The sequence below is a fragment of the Mycobacterium mantenii genome, assembly GCF_001667865.1.
In the GTDB taxonomy this organism is placed as follows: Bacteria; Actinomycetota; Actinomycetes; order Mycobacteriales; family Mycobacteriaceae; genus Mycobacterium; species Mycobacterium mantenii_A.
The window spans coordinates 54079-70990 of the sequence record NZ_LZJP01000010.1; the positions used below are offsets into that span (position 1 = coordinate 54079).

The 16912-nt window shown below is 65.7% G+C and carries 14 protein-coding genes; 6 read left to right on the plus strand and 8 right to left on the minus strand.

The genetic code is table 11. The annotated features are described in order from the left end of the window. Both A5688_RS01025 and A5688_RS01030 read right to left on the minus strand, forming a co-directional pair. The gene (locus A5688_RS01025) at window positions 1–1422 is read right to left on the minus strand and encodes a bifunctional lysylphosphatidylglycerol flippase/synthetase MprF (protein WP_067914656.1); all 1422 of its coding nucleotides are present in this window, start codon (window positions 1420–1422) and stop codon (window positions 1–3) included. Beyond that, window positions 1419–4121, minus strand: coding sequence for a cation-translocating P-type ATPase (locus A5688_RS01030; protein ID WP_242660406.1), 2703 nt, complete (start codon window positions 4119–4121; stop codon window positions 1419–1421). Before A5688_RS01030 ends, A5688_RS01025 begins: the two co-directional genes overlap by 4 nt. A 435-nt stretch (window positions 4122–4556) precedes the next feature. On the opposite strand from A5688_RS01030, the gene A5688_RS01035 reads away from it, so the two are divergent. The 3 genes from A5688_RS01035 to A5688_RS01045 all read left to right on the plus strand — a co-directional run bounded on the left by A5688_RS01035 (window position 4557) and on the right by A5688_RS01045 (window position 6560). Beyond that, window positions 4557–4988 carry a hypothetical protein gene (locus A5688_RS01035; RefSeq protein WP_082951125.1) on the plus strand — a complete coding sequence of 144 codons (432 nt, stop codon included), beginning with the start codon at window positions 4557–4559 and terminating at the stop codon, window positions 4986–4988. 153 nt (window positions 4989–5141) lie between these two features. Beyond that, on the plus strand, window positions 5142–5603 hold the full coding sequence (locus A5688_RS01040) for a hypothetical protein (protein ID WP_067914659.1): 462 nt from the start codon (window positions 5142–5144) through the stop codon (window positions 5601–5603). Window positions 5604–5666: 63 nt separating this feature from the next. Beyond that, window positions 5667–6560 (plus strand): universal stress protein, encoded by an 894-nt coding sequence (locus tag A5688_RS01045; RefSeq protein WP_067831502.1) that lies wholly within the window; start codon window positions 5667–5669, stop codon window positions 6558–6560. Window positions 6561–6569: 9 nt separating this feature from the next. Here A5688_RS01045 and A5688_RS01050 read toward each other — a convergent pair whose 3' ends face one another. After that, window positions 6570–7364 carry a universal stress protein gene (locus A5688_RS01050; RefSeq protein ID WP_067831500.1) on the minus strand — a complete coding sequence of 265 codons (795 nt, stop codon included), beginning with the start codon at window positions 7362–7364 and terminating at the stop codon, window positions 6570–6572. Between the two features lie 60 nt (window positions 7365–7424). Next, window positions 7425–8606 carry a site-2 protease family protein gene (locus tag A5688_RS01055; protein WP_067831703.1) on the minus strand — a complete coding sequence of 394 codons (1182 nt, stop codon included), beginning with the start codon at window positions 8604–8606 and terminating at the stop codon, window positions 7425–7427. Window positions 8607–9084: 478 nt separating this feature from the next. Here A5688_RS01055 and A5688_RS01060 point away from each other — a divergent pair, with 478 nt between their 5' ends. Beyond that, window positions 9085–9516: an Hsp20/alpha crystallin family protein gene (locus tag A5688_RS01060; RefSeq protein ID WP_067831498.1), complete on the plus strand. Its 432-nt coding sequence runs from the start codon at window positions 9085–9087 to the stop codon at window positions 9514–9516. Window positions 9517–9592: 76 nt separating this feature from the next. On the opposite strand, the gene A5688_RS01065 is transcribed toward A5688_RS01060, so the two are convergent. Then, window positions 9593–10264 (minus strand): hypothetical protein, encoded by a 672-nt coding sequence (locus A5688_RS01065; RefSeq protein ID WP_067831496.1) that lies wholly within the window; start codon window positions 10262–10264, stop codon window positions 9593–9595. Between the two features lie 220 nt (window positions 10265–10484). Here A5688_RS01065 and A5688_RS01070 point away from each other — a divergent pair, with 220 nt between their 5' ends. After that, window positions 10485–11903 carry a WS/DGAT/MGAT family O-acyltransferase gene (locus A5688_RS01070; RefSeq protein WP_067831494.1) on the plus strand — a complete coding sequence of 473 codons (1419 nt, stop codon included), beginning with the start codon at window positions 10485–10487 and terminating at the stop codon, window positions 11901–11903. 40 nt (window positions 11904–11943) lie between these two features. Here the strand turns inward: A5688_RS01070 and A5688_RS01075 are convergent, their stop codons facing one another. After that, complete coding sequence (locus A5688_RS01075) at window positions 11944–13638, minus strand: HAD hydrolase family protein (RefSeq protein ID WP_242660407.1); 1695 nt, start codon at window positions 13636–13638, stop codon at window positions 11944–11946. A 131-nt stretch (window positions 13639–13769) separates the two neighbouring features. Beyond that, complete coding sequence (locus A5688_RS27615; protein ID WP_165606899.1) at window positions 13770–13913, minus strand: hypothetical protein; 144 nt, start codon at window positions 13911–13913, stop codon at window positions 13770–13772. A 361-nt stretch (window positions 13914–14274) separates the two neighbouring features. Between A5688_RS27615 and A5688_RS01080 the strand changes: the two genes are divergently transcribed. Further along, window positions 14275–15912 carry a GAF domain-containing sensor histidine kinase gene (locus A5688_RS01080; protein ID WP_068268023.1) on the plus strand — a complete coding sequence of 546 codons (1638 nt, stop codon included), beginning with the start codon at window positions 14275–14277 and terminating at the stop codon, window positions 15910–15912. A gap of 48 nt (window positions 15913–15960) precedes the next feature. Here the strand turns inward: A5688_RS01080 and A5688_RS01085 are convergent, their stop codons facing one another. Next, the gene (locus tag A5688_RS01085; RefSeq protein WP_067831700.1) at window positions 15961–16776 is read right to left on the minus strand and encodes a slipin family protein; all 816 of its coding nucleotides are present in this window, start codon (window positions 16774–16776) and stop codon (window positions 15961–15963) included. Window positions 16777–16912: the final 136 nt, after the last annotated feature.

Below are 16912 nucleotides of genomic sequence, written 5' to 3' on the forward strand. Positions count from 1 at the left end.
CTATCTGGTACTGCGCTGAGTCCGCTGCGGGCGAAGCGGGCGCGGCACGAACTCCAGCGACAGAAGCACCGCAAGCGCAAGCGGTATGTGGTGGGCACACAACACCACGTAGCGTCGCTCGGCCAGGGAGTGGAACTTGTGCAGGTAGCGATAAAGGGACTCGAGCCGGATCAGCGGATCCAGCAGATGAATCAGCTCGTATGCCAGGCGCTGCCACCTGGTTGGGTGGGCGGCATCGAAGATCTCCGGAAAGGCCGCGAACGCGAGCGACAGTCGTTCTGCGCCATCCTCTTTCGATGCTCTGATCATGTCGAACGACAGCCGCTCGTCGACGCCGTTGGGAGCGGTCGGGCACCGGAAGGGCACGTCGAGGCTGACTTCTGACCCCGCGCCGGCGGTGGCGTATCGGTGGAAGGCGACGACGCGCCCGTGCCGGTCGCGGGCGACGGCCAGCTTGATACCGGGCAGGCGGCCCTGTAGTACCCCGTCGAGGTTCATGCAGAATCCGCGATCCGTGCGCCCGGCTCGGCGCGCGGCATACAGCACCTCGGTGAGCTCGGCAAGCAGTGGACCATCGAGTTCCTGCTCGCCGACGATGTCGGTCGTCAACCCGCAGTTGTGGGTGCGCTGTACCGCCTGGCGTAAGTTGCGATGGCTGCGGCCGCTGAGGGCGAAGTGACGGACGTCGACGACGACATCGCGCCCGATCGGCACCGCCAGCCTCGGGCGACCGATCGTCTCGTCGCGCCACAGCCCAACATGTTGCTGGCTGCACGCCAACACGATGATCCGCCAGCCCCGGGAACGACACATTCGCGCGAAATCCGGTGCCAATCCGCTGAATTGGGTGGCATCACCGATCGGGTCGCCGCTCACCACGGCGAACCCGAGCCGGACCCGATAGGCGATCGCCGCGGTCTTGTCGACGCTGAAGTAATAGCTTTTGCTCGAATGCATCGCGAAGGGCGCCAGTGGATCCCCCCGTGTCGCATTGACCAGCGCCCATACCGGTCCCAGCAACTCGGGCTGCGGCCGCGCCGGGGTGGGCAACATCAGGGTCAACCCGCTGGCACCGACGAGGATGTTGCCCAGGAGGCCGGACGACAGAAAGTGTGCACCCAATCCCGCACACACCACCGTTGCCGCGGCGACCGCGTGCCCGGTCGTCACCGGCCGGCCGAGATAAATGCCGCGCGCGATGAAGGCCACTGCGGCGAGCAACGCCAGAGACCAGCCGAATCGGCCCGGAGCGAGCCGTTCGGCGCCGGAATGTTCGCGCATCAGCAGCACCGCGAGGCAACTCAACGAGGACAGCAACAACAGGGTGCCGATGGCGCGGGCGGCCCGCACATCCCCTCTCACCAGGAACCGCTCGGGGCCCGGTCTAGCGCCGGCGCGACTGCTGCGCTGGCCGATTTTCATGCCGCCCGCTTCCTGAGCAGGTACCGCATGATTTCGTCGGCTCCCCAGACGATCACCGGAAATGCCGGCAGCAGAAGCAGATCCGAAGCCGGCAGCGGCGCGGTTCCCAGCAGGGCTTGCATCGGCGGTGCGTAGACGAAAACGACGGCCAACAAGATTTCGGCCGCGATGCCGGCCAGTAGGTACCGGTTGGTGAAGACGCCCACCGACCGCAGCGAGGCCCGTTGGGTTCGCACGGCAAAGGCGGTACCGACCTGCCCTGCCATCATGCCCAGGAACGTCATCGTCGTCGCTTGCTGATAAGCGTGATGCAGCGGGGCATTGCCTTCCACGGGTGCGCCCGGGTGCCAGCCGGCTTTCAGCAGCACATAGAAGAACCCGGCCATTTGCAGGGCGGCGACGATGGCGCCGAGGAACAACCAGGCCCGGGCCAACATCGGGGCGCGAATCACGCCCTCCTTGCGCGGGCGCGGCGGGCGCGCCATGATGCCCGGTTCGGCGGGTTCCCGGCTCAGTGACAGGGCCGGCAGCGTTTCGCTGCCCACATCGAAGGCCAAAATCTGCATGATCGTGAGCGGCAGTGGTATCGAGCCGCCCCCGATCGCAAACACCAGGAACGGCACCGTCTCCGGGGTGGCGTGGGCGAAGATGTAGACGATGAACTTTCGCACGTTGTCGTAAATCCGCCGGCCCGCGTGCACCGCGGTGACGATGGTGCTGAAATTGTCGTCGACGAGCACCATCGTTGCGGCTTCACGGGCGACGTCGGTGCCGGATTTGCCCATCGCGACGCCGATGTCCGCACAGCGCAACGCCGGTGCGTCGTTGACACCGTCGCCGGTCATCGCGACCACGTGCCCTTCACCACGCAGCGCCTCGGCAATGTGCAATTTGGCTTCCGGCGACGCGCGGGCGAAGATCACCTCCGGGTTGCTCTCGATCAGCGCGGCGAGTTGCGGCTCGCTGAGTCGCTCGAATTGATCGCCGGTCACGACGGTGGGGTGATCACCGGTGATGCCGACCCGTTCCGCGATGGCTCTGGCCGTGAGCGGGTGGTCCCCGGTGATCACAATGATGCGGATCCCCGCCGTCCGGCATTGAGCGACAGATTCGGCGACGCCCGCGCGTGGCGGATCCAGCAGCGCGATCAGGCCCGTGAAGCACAGGTCCCGTTCCGCATCGCTGCGGCGCCGCGGTAGCGATCCGTCGGCCCCCAGGGCGCGCGACGCGAAGGCGAGCACTCGCAGGCCGTCGGCGGCGAACGCGTTGATGGCCGCCTCCACTTCGCGGCGCCCCGCAGCGTCCAAGGGTTTCGGATGGCCTTCGGTGTCAAGGATGTGACTGCAGATCGCCAGCACCGCTTCGGGTGCACCCTTGGTATGGACGACGGGCGTTTGATCGAATATCTGGTCGACGGTGGACATCAGCTTCAGTTCGGGGTCGAAGTGAAATTGACCGCGGCGCTGCGTCTCTCGACAGTCCGGGTCGGCGCCCAATGCGTCGGCGGCCATCAGAATGGCGATCTCGGTGGGGTCTCCGGTCGGATCGTCCCCGTCGTTCAGCCGCGCGTTGTTGCAGGCGGCGGCGGCACGGCCCAATGACTGCAAAGCCGCCGGGCCGATGGCGCCAGGTGCGGCAAACGTCTCGTCGCCGAGCGCAACTCGTTGCCCGGGCACCCACGCGGCGACGGGAATCATCCGGTTCTCGGTCAGAGTGCCGGTCTTGTCGGTACAAATCACGTCGGTACAACCCAGCGTCTCCACTGCCGAGAGGCGCTTGACGAGCGCGCCGCGGCTTGCCAAGTGCCGCACCGCCACCGCTAGCGCCAGCGTGATCACCGGCAGCAGGCCTTCCGGCACCATCCCGGCCAGCAGGCCGGCCGCGAACACCAGCGCGTTGATCAGGGTCAGGTGCGCGGCCAGGGTCGCCATCGGGATGAAGGACAGCGCCAGCATCACCGAGACCGCGGCTATCAGCCAGGCCGCGCGGCGAACCTGATGCTCCAACGGGCTGGGTTCGGTTTTGACCCGCTCGGAAAGCGCCGCGATGCGGCCGATCTCGGTCGCCATGCCGGTCGCGAAGGCCACCCCGCGCGCTTCGCCACTGGTGCAGTTGCTGCCGCTGAACACCAACTCATGCGCGGACAGCAGCGGCACGTTCGCGTCGGCCATGGCCGCGGAGCGCAGCACCGGCGCCGATTCCCCGGTCAGCGCCGACATGTCGACGCCGACAGCGCCATCCAGCAGCCGGACGTCAGCGGCGATGCGGTCCCCCTCGCGGATCGCCACGATGTCACCGGGGACCAGCTGGGTCGCATCGACTTCGGTGATCACCCCGTCACGTTCGACCGTGGCATGCTGCGGCAGATACTTGGCCAGTTCTTCGACCGCCCGCTCGGCCTGCAACTCCTGAGCGAACGAGAACGCCGCGTTCAGCACGATGATCAGCACGACCGCGGTGGCGACGACATGCGAGCCGACGATCAGCAACAGCCCGGCTGCCAACCACAACAACAGGGCCAGTGGATGGGTGAATTGGCGTGCCAACTCGGCGGGCCAGCGCCGCCCCCGCTGGCGCCGCAGCGTGTTCGGTCCGTATTGCAGCAACCGTCGCTGCGCCTCGCGCGTCGATAGGCCCTCCGGGGTGCTGCGCAGATCCCGCAACAACCGATCGGCGGCCTCCTCCGGATCGAGACCCACGATCGAAGCACCCTGGCCGTCGACACCGTTCGTGTGACTTCTGTGCGTCCTGACTTCGCTCATCCGGGTCGGCACCACCGCAGGTTGTCGCGGGGCGGGCGCCTGATCAGACACGGGTCAACACTTTTCCTGGTGGTCGCAAACAATCATTTCCGACCGTATTACCGTCGCGGCGCACCGGCGAGGGTCATTCGTCCCCGGGTGACAGGCCTAAGTCACCCCGCGATTGCGGAACCTGCGGACGAACGGATTTGCGACGAATGTCCTGATGGTGTGGGACTTCGGGCCCTCCCCCGGCGCTTGGTCGAATGCTCAGATATCGCTATGAGATGGAAATCTCACGCATAACGTCCTGCCACCGTACGGAGGCCGGGCGCACCAATGGAGGTGTGACAAATGAGTACTACCACCGAACAACCCGAGCTGCGCACCCGAATGTTCGCCCGCGTGCTCGGACCGTTCTTCGTCATCTTCGCCGTGACAACCGTGGCACGCGCATCGGACATGCGAAGGCTGCTGTCAGATTTCGAGGCCAATTCCGCGTTGCCTTGGGTGACGGCCAGTTTCCTGCTGTTGGTGGCCCTGGCCATCGTCGGGCTTCACCAGTACTGGCGGGGCGCGGCGGCGATCATCGTGTCCGTCGTGGGATGGGTTTTCGCGCTGCGCGCAATTTTTCTGATGGCCTTCCCGCATGCCTTCATGGGAGCCGCGGACGCCGCAATGCGGATGACCGCCCTATGGGTGAGCGTCACCGTCTTCCTCGGCCTGGTAGGGCTCTATCTGACGTATGTCGGCTGGAAGCCGGTGCCGGCTCCCCCGTCGACACAGGCTAGAGCGTCGAGTCCAGACATCCCGCGCGCCGCGTGATCTGGGCGCCGGGACAGCCAGATCAAGAACTGATGGCCCTCCAGGGCGAATGCACCCTGGGGGGCCGTCAATTGCCAACCAGCGCCCCGCTTTCCGCTAAGACATGACCTTCGACTCTCGCCAATAACGGCCCGGCCGAACAGACTACCCACCATGGCGACTTCCGACGACACCGTACGAAGCTGGCGCGAGGTTGCCGACCGGCTTACCCCGGCACAAATCGCCCAGCTTGAGCGGCTCGAACGTGACGAACCGCAGACGCTGCTGGAGATGGCGCGGCAATGGGCAGCGCAGAACGTGACGGCGACCGCGCCCTTCGACCACGTCGCACCACCGTTCGGCGCGGTGCGCACTTTCGATTGGCAGCTCGACGGTAGCTGGTTCCGCGACGTCGAGGGCACCACCCGCCGGGCCGGCCCCGTTCGTGTCCAGATTTACGGCCGACAGCTGGCCGACGGTTCGACGCGGTGGTGGATCGCGGTGCACACCCGCGTGGATGCGCTCGGCGCCGCGGCGGCCCGCGAACTCGCTACGGCGCTGACCGATGCGGCCGACGAGATCGAGCGTCTCGCCGGAACGGCCCAGGACAGTCGCGGCTACGGCTTCCACGAGTAGGCACGAGTGGCCAAACCGATTCGGCACCAGCAAGATAATGCAGCTACGACTAGGGGTCCGGTCATGTCATCGCGAAACGAATCGTTGGGAATCATCGTCGGGGTCGACGAGTCCCCGGCCGCCAAGGTGGCGGTGCGGTGGGCGGCCTACGACGCCGAACTGCGCAGGGTTCCGCTGACACTCGTGCACGCGATCTCGCCGGAGATCGCCACGTGGCCGGAGGTGCGGCTACCCGCGGGCCTGGCGCGCTGGCAGCAAGATCGCGGGCGCCGGCTGGTCGACGAGGCGTTCGAGGCCGTCGAAAAGGCTTCGCGGCGTGGCGGTCCCCCCCAAGTACACACCGAAGTGTTGCCCTCTGCCGCTGTTCCGACGTTGGTTGACTTATCCAAGGACGCGGAGTTGGTGGTCGCGGGGTGTAGTGGAACGGGAGGGTGGACCGGCCGTCCGATGGGCTCGGTGAGTTCCGGGCTGCTCCGCTACGCCCACTGTCCGGTCGCGATCATCCACGACGAGGACCCGTCGACATCGCATCTGAGCCAAGCACCGGTCCTGGTCGGTATCGACGGGTCATCCGCCTCCGAGTTGGCGACCGCGATCGCCTTCGACGAAGCTTCGCGGAGGAATGTCGGATTGCTCGCATTGCACGCATGGACCGACACCGATGTCTCGGATTGGCCGGGAATCGATTGGCCCGCAACGGAGTCGATGGCCGAAGAGGTTTTGGCCGAGCGTTTGGCCGGTTGGCAAGAACGGTACCCTGATGTGCGCGTTGACCGCATCGTCGCGCGCGACAGGCCGGCACACCAGCTGGTCGAGCGGTCCGAAGATGCCCAGCTGGTTGTGGTCGGCAGCCGCGGCCGCGGCGGCTTTGCCGACCTGCTGGTAGGTTCCGTCGGTGAGGCCGTCACCCAGATGGCGCGCGTGCCGGTGATCGTGGCGCGTGAATCGCCCGCCTAGGACGCGAGGCTAGCCGCGGACGACGAGCACCGAACATTCCGGATGGCGGAAAAGCGGATGCCCAGCCGGGCCGACGAGCCGCGCCAACTGATCGGCCTCCGCGGCACCGATCACCGCGAGCTGGACTCGCTCATCGTTGGTCCGCAGAAAGCTGGCGATCGCGAACTTCGTCGTGATCGGATAGACGCGCACCTCCGGATGACGCCGCCGCCATCCCTCTACGCGACGTTCGAATTCACCGTCGGCACTTTCGGTGAGTTCCTCCGGTCGGCCTCCCAGGACGAGCATGGGGGCCCTGCGCAGATTCGCCTCCCAGGCGGCGTGTTTGACGACGGCCTCATTGTCGGGAGCGTCGGTCATCCGGACCACGATCCAATTGATCTCCGGCGGTGGCCGATCGGATTCTGTGCGCAGTATCGCGACCGGACAGTGTGCCGCTTCGGCGACTTCGGCCGCCGTGGATCCCAGCAGCGAGCGAGCGTAGCGCCCGATCCCCACCGAGCCGACGCAGACCATCTCCGCGTCGCTCGACGCCTCTATCAGGGCGACCGCCGCCGGCGCACGAGGAATTTCCGTTTCGACGGTTACGCCCCTGCGGCAGTCGGTTATCGCCTTCTGCGCTTGGCTGAGTGACCTTTCGGAATGCGCGAGGTCGCGCGCATAGTCGTCCGGCGACTGATGTGTCGGCTTGATCACCGAGATCAGACGCAGGGGCACCGCGCGGCTGATGGCCTCATCGACACCCCAGAGCGCAGCCGTGATCGCCGCCTGTGAACCATCGATACCCGCGATGACCGCTTTCATCGTCCGCACCTTCTGTGACCATCTTCGAATGCCTGTGTTCGGTCTCGGGCCGATCGTGAATCACCCTGCGTTGGAGTAGTTTTCCGTATGCGGGGTACGTGCCTCGTGACCCGGACCGGGGTGGGCCAGCCGGTAGACGTCAATCAGCCGAGCCAGGTCGCTCGGCGTGACGATGCCCACCACCCTGCCGCCCTCGACGACCAGGGCACGGCTACAGTGGCCGGCCGCTGACAACCGCTCGATGAGCGCGCTGAGCGGCTCGAGGGGCGTCGCGCTCGGCACACGATCCATCGGCAGCGCGATGTCGCGAACGATCGTCGTGCCGCGGCGGCCGGGCGCGACATCGCGCAACTGTTTCAGCGTGACCAACCCCACGATCGATCCGTCGCGGTCGGCGACCGGGTATGCCGAATGCGGGGCGCCGAGCAGATAGCGCTCGATGAATTCCTCCACCGTGAGCCAGCCGGGAGCGGAATGCGGGTTGGCCGTCATCGCGTCGACGACGCGCACCCCGGCGAGAGCCTGCCTGGTGGTCACTTGCAGCTCTTCCTCGCGCGCGGCCGCGAAGATGAACCAGCCGATGAACGCCAACCAGACGCCACCGACAAGGCCGCCCACCAAAAACTCCGCCAATCCCAACACGATCAAGACGATTGCGACGACTCGTCCAGCACGCGCCGCCCCGACCGCGGCGCGCACGCTGTCGCCATACCGGCGCCACAAATAAGCGCGCACCAGCCGACCGCCATCCAGTGGCGCGCCCGGCAGCAGATTGAACAGGCCCAACACCAGGTTGATGACGGCAAGCCACCACGTAACGCTGACCGCAATTGCTCCCGCGCCCAGGGCGGGAAGCACCATGGCCAGTGCGGCGAATGCGGCCGAGAGGGCGAGACTGGTCGCCGGGCCCGCGCCTGCGATCCGGAAGGCCGCCTTCGGCGTCTTTGCCTCCCCGTGCAGTGTGGTCACACCGCCGAACAGCCATAGCGTCACGTCCCCCACGCGCACCCCCATCCGCCGGGCGACCACCGCGTGCGCCAGTTCGTGCGCCAAGAGGGAGGCCAGCAGGACCAGCGCACCACAGGACCCGGCCAGCCAATAGATCGGTCGCGAATATCCTTTGACGGCAGCGGGCAACGAGCTGGCCAGGCTCCAGGTGAATAACCACAGGATTACGATGACGCTCCAGTGGACCTTGACTTCGAACCCGGCAATTCGCCCCAGCGGAATCGCGTCATGCACCTCATAACCTCCGAACACGGTTGTCCACGTGCTGTTTTCGCGTCAGAACTCGGACACGCTTTTGAATTCCCATCTATTGCCGAAAATATTGCGAAACGGTAGCCGACGCTAGGGCCGTTAGACCTTCCGTAGGCGGCCAATAGACCTGGTCGATTCTGGCGAATTCGCAATGTCGAGCGCGTCCGCACGGCTCCTGCATATCCGCCGCGGTTCCTCACCTGGCCACCCCAAAATAGGGATCATCGGCGTCAATTTCGGTGTGCCGCTACGGCCATCAGGACTTCGGTCGCGGTCCGAACACTCGCAGGCCACTCGGCAACGCCTGGCCGCTTGAGGGGTGATCACTCGAGTGTTCCTGTCATTGACCGACATTCATCACGCGTAACCCAATGAGGACTTCCGCCCCTACCGCGTCATGGGGCTGGCATGGTCGGATCTAAGGGGCGTATTGACCGAACAAACACCTCAGGAGAACAACATGACGACCACCCTGCCTGCGACCCAAAAGCCGCGTTCGCTTCTTCCCGAGTTTTCGGACTTCTTCGCGGCTTTCCCGGCGTTCGCCGGCATCCGCCCGCTATTCGATACCCGGCTGATGCGGTTGGAAGACGAAATGGCCGACGGTCGGTACGAAGTGCGCGCTGAGATTCCCGGCATCGACCCCGACAAGGACGTCGACGTCACTGTCCGGGATGGACAGCTCACCATCAAGGCCGAACGGAGCGAAAAGAAGGAATTCGACGGCCGGTCGGAGTTTTCGTACGGCTCGTTCGTGCGTACCGTGTCACTGCCCGCGGGCGCCGACGAGGACGACATCCGGGCCACCTACGACAAAGGCATCCTGACCGTCTCGGTCAAGGTTTCCGAACCCGCATCCGCCGAGAAGCACGTTCAGGTAGCCACCAAATAGCCGGTTCGAAGACGGGCCCGGGCAACATCGGCCCGGGCACGTCGCATGTCGATTGGACGGTGCGAACGGCGCCGGGTCAACCGGCAAGTGGTTGCGGCCGCACCGCGTTTTCCCGAGCCAATCGCTCGGCCCGGTGCTTGATGCCCAGCAACAAACCCCGCGTGCCGAAGGCGATCGCCGGCCTGATCAGTTCCATCACGAACACCTCGCCCGGGTGGCGCAAGCCGATTCTCGTGCGGGTGAGCAGCCGGACGCGGTCCTCCCAGTGCGGCTGTACATGGAACGAGCACACCGCATTCCAGCGCTGATCTTCCTGCGTCGCATTTAGCACCAGGTACTTTTCGGGCACGATCTCGGCGACGGTCACCGTCACGCCTTCCGGCAGCCCCATCCAGCCCTCGGGGGCCAGTCGCACCCGATCCCCCCTGTCGAGCCGCTGCCATTCCGGGTGGAGCCGGTCGGCATCGTGATGGCGGAGGCCGGCCAGATTCTTCAGCCCCTCACAACCGTAGAAGCCGCCTCGATCCTGACCCATCTGCAACAGCCAGGGCCACACCGCGGCGACGGGCGCGTCAATGTATACCGCCTCGGTCGTCTGAATAGCGGGATCGGCTACCAAGGTGTCCCCCGGCAACCGCATCTGAGACTCCGACTTGGTCGTGCCCCAATTGCGGTAATACCGTCGTGCGCCGTACAACACCGCAAGCAGCGCCGCGGTTTCAGCGGTCCGTTTTGCCCTGATGCTCATGGCGCCAGTCTGGCCGGGTCGGGCACCTGGCCGCCAGGGTCAATGGTCCCCGCGGTCACGCCGATGTGCCCTGCGGCCACGCCGCCACATGCCCATGACCAGAAACGTCCGGCTTTACACCGGGGGCACCGGCGGCACCGTTTTGGGACCAACGGCACTATCGACACTCCCGCCGCGGGCCGATAGTGATGCGAATCGACGTGATCGGAAATGATTGACGATGGAACAACTTACAACTCTTCAGGCCAGTTTCCTGGAGGCAGAAGATGCCGACCGGCACCTGAGCCTGGCAATTGGCACCGTGGTCGTCATCGATGGGCCGATACCCGAACAGCAGAGCCTCATCACGACGCTCGCCGAGCGGATTCGCGGTGTCCCCCGGTTCACGCAGCGGGTGCTGAAACGCCCCTTCGAATTGGTGGCGCCGGAATGGGCAGACGACGCGAACTTCGACATCGCCCATCACATCCGTTGGGTGGCGTTGCCGCACCCCGGCGATGACGCCGCCCTGTTTCGGTTAACAGCCGATCTCATGGAGCGCAGACTGGACCGTGACCATCCGCTATGGGAGTGCTGGGTCATCGAGGGCCTGCCGGACGGGCGCTGGGCGATCCTGATAAAGATCCATCACTGCCTCGCCGACGGGATCGCCGTCATGCAACTGGTGGCGAGCCTCGCCGATCCGGGTTCGGGAACCACCTTCGCCAGTGACATCCGGGCAGCCAGAGAGCGACCTTCGTCGGTGGTTGTGTCGGCAGGGCTGAGTCGCAACCCGCTGACCTGGGCCGGTGGACTATGGCGCGCATCGCTGGCCACCACCGGTGCCGCGACGCAGACGGCCCGGGGCGCAGCGGAATTCCTCACCGGCCTGCTGACTCCGGCGGCCGGATCGTCGCTGCACGGCCCGGTATCCAACATGCGGCGGTACAGCGCGGCACGGGTTTCTCTCAAAGACGTCGACACCATATGCCAGGCCTTCGACGTCACGCTCAACGATGTGGCGCTCGCGGCGATCGCAGACAGTTTTCGTGCCATGCTGTTGCGTCGGGGCGAAAAACCACGGCGTAACTCACTGCGCACTTTGATCCCGATATCGGTCCGCTCATCGGATGCCTTGAATCACACCGATATTCGCGTCTCGGCGATGCTTTCTTCCCTGCCCGTCGAGCAGCAGGACGCGGTGAAGCGGTTGAGGTCCGTCCACGCTCGGCTGGACAGGCTGAAAAGCAGCGGCGAGCGGCAAGCCGCGAATGCCTTTGTCGCACTGACCAATCACCTACCGTTCGTCATGAGCGCCTGGGCCATCCGGCTACTCACGCGGCTGCCGCAGCGAAGCATTGTCACGCTGGCGACAAATGTTCCGGGTCCGCGTCAGCGCCTGCAGATAGTGGGTCGCCCGGTGGAGGAACTGCTGCCGGTACCACCGATAGCCGTGCAGCTACGCACCGTGATCAGCATGCTCAGTTACGTCGATCAGCTGGTGTTCGGCATCACCGCCGACTACGACGCCACTCCAGACGCCGACGAGTTGGCGCGCGGTATCGAACTCGGGGTGGCACGCCTGGTCACCCGCACGTCCGGGCGCAAGCCGACAAAGGCGCCGAGGCAGGCCCGTAGGCCCGTTAAGGCCGTCCATTAGGCCAGCCACCCGCCGTGCCCGTCGCGGCTCCTGGCGCGGCTCAGCCGTGCCGCTCTGAAGGCAGGTAACGCTTTTCCACCGCGTCCACGAGCTGGTCGCGTATGCGTTCCAAATCGGCGGCGCGATGGGCTTCCAGCTCGTCTTCCCAGGCCGCCACCCGCGCCGCGAGGTCTTTGTCGGCGATGGTGCCTTCCAGCCAGTGCGAAAAGTCGCCTCGTTCCAGGTGGTATTCCAGCACTTGCTGGTCGAGATGCCTTAGCGCCTTGCAGAAGTCGTGCATCGTCGCTGCCGCGGCGATGGATTCGCCGTCCGTGCTGTGGAAGTAGAACCGGCGCTCAGGCGCGAGGCGGATATCGGCATATTTGTGGCGGTGCCGTACGTGTGTGGTGCGGCGGTCCGCGACCACGAACCCGCGCGGCGGGCCCGCGCCGATCCGTATGGTGGCCCGTCGCCGGGAAGCGAGATCCGTCACGGCGTCAGCGCTCGTGAGCCTCAGCACGACGTCGCTGCTGTCGACCTCATGGGCGGGCAACGACGCCGGGAGGAATGAGCACAACACGTAACCGCCGCGGCGTGCCCAGTGCGCCTGCTCGCCGTTGCCGAGGAGATGGGCCTCGTCGTAGATCACCCAGTGCGGGAATCCCCGTTGTTCCCGGTGCGCCTCGGCTGTCGACCGCAGCCGGTGCACGTAGTCGGTCTTGCCCGGCTCGCCCATACCCGACAGGTCCACCACCAGGCTCGAGTCCGGACGTAGCGAGTTGACGATCTCGGCCGGCTCCGGCAGGTGGTGACCGTAGTCGACGACTTGCACCTGGTTGAGCTGCTGCAGTTGCAGGTGGTCGCCCTCGGGGTCGATGACGAGCACGCAGTAGCCGGCCAGGATCCATCGCTCGGCCATCAGTCCGACGAGGTAGCTCTTTCCCGACGCGGCCGGCCCGGTAACCAGGATGCGGCCCTGACTTCCCGGCAACTTGGCCGGGTTTCCGTCATCGAACTGTCCGATGTCGACCCAGTGGCGCGGCGGGCACCAGCGTTGCGCCCCAGCGAGATACGGGCCGGTGAGCAGCCCGGCGACACCGGCGCCTTCCGGTTCGTCCAGTACGACATCGGCGAACCGCCGAAGTGAGGAGACCGCATCGGGCACTGCGGCGCCGATCTCGGCGACAGCGAGTAACGACAGGTCGTTCTCGGCGTCGCCCACCGCGACGGTGTTGTGTGGGGACAGGTTCAACTTCGCCAACAGGGCGCACAGGCCGGTGCCCTTGGTGATACCGGCCGGCAGCACCATCAGGGCGGCCCTGTTTCTGACGATCTGGTAGTCCATCCCGAGCTCACCGATCGCATCGACGACGGTCGCGGCGTGCTTGACATCCACGGCCACCAACACCTCTCCGCGCCGGCACGGGACCCCGCGTTTGGCAAGCGCGTCATCAAGACCCCGATCCACCGGGGGTGCCAGCACGTATGCCTTACCGCCGATCACGATCACCGCGCCGTTCTCCAGTACCAAGGCATCGAAGTGATCGGTGATCCGTGGGAACTCGGCCTGCAGCTCGGCCCCAATGCGGCCGGTGGCGAGCACCATTGCCAGACCGTTGCGCCGCGCCTGGTCGATCGCCATCATCGCTTCCGGGGCTACGCTGCCGTCCGATGTCAGGGTGCCGTCGAAGTCGGCCGCGACGAGCTTGAAAAACGCCACCGCGCATCCCATCTGCATTTGGAGCTGTCCGGACACCTGGGCCGGGATTCCCGAGCGTGGATTAACCGGCGTCCACCGCTGAACCTACGGGAAGCGACAGGGTGGCGCGTAGGGCCGTTTGACCTTGTTGAAGACCGACGACCGTCCGCGAGACGCCTTCGGGCGCCCTAGCGGATCGGGTCCTCCGGAGCGGCCAGCTTCCGGTTGATGATGCGAGCCTGTTTGCGGGCCAATCGGGCGCGCCTGCGCAGCTGCCGAGCGCGCTCGAGCGCGTCACCGACTTGAGCTTCGTCGGAGGACTGCCGAGCCATGCGGGCCCGGTAAGCCTTCTGCCGGCAGGCCCCCGAGCAGTACGACGCATCGGCGCGTCCATAGAACGATGTTCTGCACACACAGCACCGCATTTCCCTGGCCGGCATGCGCCAAACGTTACAGCTATCCGTAACGCTCGGCAAGTTTTCGTTTAGAGTAGTTCGATCCAAACCACAACGCTCCCAACCGAGTAGCATCGACGGGCGTAGGCGAGGCGCAGTGCGGGGCTGCCGCCCTTGGTTGGTACGGAACATATGCATAAACGGGGGCCAAGGGGGTCGTGGAAGGTGTCGATCCGTAGTCGTGGAGCACAGTAGAGCGCCTTTTGCCCAGCTAGGCAGGCCGGATTTGGTGGGTCGCATGCACCAGCAACTCGACGAGCTGGTGGCTTCCCACGACCACATGGAGCAACTGCTGCAAGCCATCGTCGAGATCGGTTCTTATGCGGACCTGGATGCGACGCTGCATCGAATCGTCACCGCGGCAACCGAATTGACGCAATCCCGCTATGGCGCATTGGCCGTCCGGGACAGCGACGGCCGAATGGTCACTTTCGTGTACACCGGCATGGAGCAAGAGACGGCGCAACACATCGGCGATCTACCGGTAGGCAAGGGCGTTCTCGGCATCGGGCTCGAGACGGCGGAAGTGCTGCGTCTTGACGATCTGACCAAGCACCCGGCTGCGGTCGGCTTTCCGCCCCACCATCCGCTCATGCGCGCCTTCCTCGGTGTGCCGATCGCGTTGCGTGACGACGTGTTCGGCAACCTCTACGTCGCGGACGATAGCCCCGAGAAAGGGTTCACCGGATCCGACGAGATCACCGCCCGCGCGATGCCCGCGGCCGCGGCGGTGGCAATCGACAAAGCGCAACTCTTCGATCGGCTGCGCACGTCGGCGGCGTGGGTCGAGGCTACTCGCGAGATCACCGCGGCACTGCTGTCGGGTTCCGATTCACACGCGGGTGCCCTGCGGTTGATCGCCGAGCGCACGATGGAGCTCGCCGGCGCCGAGCAAGCCATCGTTCTTGTTCCGGTCGGTGAGCCGGACGACTACGCCGACTCCTTGGTGGTGTCCATGGCCGCGGGAGTGCACGCCGACGAGGTGACCGGCCAATCGGTGCCGATGGACGACTCCACCACCGGCGCTGTCTTCCGGTCCGGCAAAGCGGTGATCACCGAACACTTCCGCCACCCGATACCGGCCTTCACCGATGTCGGGCAGCGCCCGGCGATCGCGGTGCCGCTGCGCGCCGGCGATGCCGTGATCGGGGTGATCGCCGTGGCCCGCGCCACCGAAGCGCCCCCCTTCAAACCCGGCTACCTCGACTCCGTCAGCGCTTTCGCGGACCACGCCGCAATGGCGCTGCAGCTCGCCGCCAATCGTGACCGCGAACGGGAGCTGAGCATTCTGGCCGACCGCGAACGCATTGCGCACGACCTGCATGACCACGTCATCCGGCGGCTATTCGGCGCGGAGTTGGACCTGCAGAGCGCCATCGCCCGGTCCCGCTCACCGGACATGACCGCTCACCTCAGCATGACCCTCGACAACCTCCAGGGCACCGTCGAAGACATCCGCGCGACCATCTTCGAGCTGCAACCTCGTACCGACCCGGGCGATCTCTTTCCGCACCGCATTCGACAACTGGTCGCCGACCTGACTGAAGACCTCGACATCGTTGTCACCCTGGAAACGACGGGGTTGATGTCCGCGGTCGGCAGCGAGCTGGCCGAGCATGCCGCGGCGGTCATTACCCAGGCCATCGGCGACACTGCGTGCGACGTCGGTATGTCCCAACTGACCGTGGCGATTACCGTGGACGACTCGTTCACCCTCGATATCACCGCCGACGGTGGACAAATCCCGGCCGACAACCCGCAAGGCCGCACGGACATGCACCGCCGCGCGGCACAACTCGGCGGCACCTGCCGGGTCAGTTCACCTCCCGAAGGCGGCAACCACGTCCGTTGGACCGCGCCTCTCACCTGCCTGTAAAGCCCACTGTTTTCGCTTTTTGGACGGGACGGGGCTGGGCAGCGGTGCTCAATGCAGCGTGGCCGCGTTGACGAGCTTCTCGTCGGGTAACCCATTGGGCTGCCCGGATTTCGAGGCGCCGGACTCGCGCGTCAAGAATCCGGTGAGTTCGCCGATCGCGCTCATCAAGGGGGCGGGGAACACGATGGTGGTGTTCTTCTCCACGCCGAGTTCGAGCAGTGTCTGAAGGTTTCGCAGTTGTAAGGCCAGCGGGTGCTGCATCATGGTGTCCGACGCATCGCCGAGGGCGGCCGCAGCACGCGCCTCTCCCTCTGCGGCAATGATTTTGGCACGCTTTTCCCGTTCCGCCTCGGCCTCACGAGCCATCGCGCGTTTCATGCTGTCCGGAAGCTGAATGTCCTTGAGTTCGACCAACGTGACCTCCACGCCCCACTCCACCGTTGTCGTGTCGAGGATTTGGCGGATGCTGGCGTTGATCTTCTCCGTCTGGGCGAGGACCTCGTCGAGAGAATGTTGCCCGACGACGTTGCGCAGGGTGGTCTGGGCGATCTGGTCGATGGCCGCGTGCACGTTCTCGATGACGACGACGGCCTTGCGGGCATCGATGACCCGGAAGTAGGCGACCGCGGCGATGTCAACGCTGACGTTGTCGCGGGTGATGATCCCCTGCGACTGGATCGGCATGGTCACGATGCGCATCGACACCCGCAGCAGACGGTCGATGATCGGGATGATGAATCGCAGCCCGGGCTCACGGACCGCGATGACCCGGCCGAGCCGAAAATGCACGCCGCGTTGATATTGCTGCACGACCCGAATCGAGGCGGCCAACAAGGACAACCCCAGGGCCGACAGGAAAACCATAAGAACCGTCGCGCCTTGACTCACGACGACCACCTCGATCCACTTGCTCTTGCTGGTCCGCGGTGACCACGCGGTTACCACCAACGCTAGAGCCCGTCATCGACTCCCTCAGCGGCCGAAAGTCCCTGTCCGGCCG

Coding starts and splice junctions, on each gene's coding strand:
- A5688_RS01025 (WP_067914656.1), bottom strand. CDS start 1,422: ATGAAAATCGGCCAGCGCAGCAGTCGCGCCGGCGCTAGACCGGGCCCC.
- A5688_RS01035 (WP_082951125.1), top strand. CDS start 4,557: ATGTTCGCCCGCGTGCTCGGACCGTTCTTCGTCATCTTCGCCGTGACA.
- A5688_RS01040 (WP_067914659.1), top strand. CDS start 5,142: ATGGCGACTTCCGACGACACCGTACGAAGCTGGCGCGAGGTTGCCGAC.
- A5688_RS01045 (WP_067831502.1), top strand. CDS start 5,667: ATGTCATCGCGAAACGAATCGTTGGGAATCATCGTCGGGGTCGACGAG.
- A5688_RS01050 (WP_067831500.1), bottom strand. CDS start 7,364: ATGAAAGCGGTCATCGCGGGTATCGATGGTTCACAGGCGGCGATCACG.
- A5688_RS01060 (WP_067831498.1), top strand. CDS start 9,085: ATGACGACCACCCTGCCTGCGACCCAAAAGCCGCGTTCGCTTCTTCCC.
- A5688_RS01065 (WP_067831496.1), bottom strand. CDS start 10,264: ATGAGCATCAGGGCAAAACGGACCGCTGAAACCGCGGCGCTGCTTGCG.
- A5688_RS01070 (WP_067831494.1), top strand. CDS start 10,485: ATGGAACAACTTACAACTCTTCAGGCCAGTTTCCTGGAGGCAGAAGAT.
- A5688_RS27615 (WP_165606899.1), bottom strand. CDS start 13,913: ATGGCTCGGCAGTCCTCCGACGAAGCTCAAGTCGGTGACGCGCTCGAG.
- A5688_RS01080 (WP_068268023.1), top strand. CDS start 14,275: ATGCACCAGCAACTCGACGAGCTGGTGGCTTCCCACGACCACATGGAG.
- A5688_RS01085 (WP_067831700.1), bottom strand. CDS start 16,776: ATGGTTTTCCTGTCGGCCCTGGGGTTGTCCTTGTTGGCCGCCTCGATT.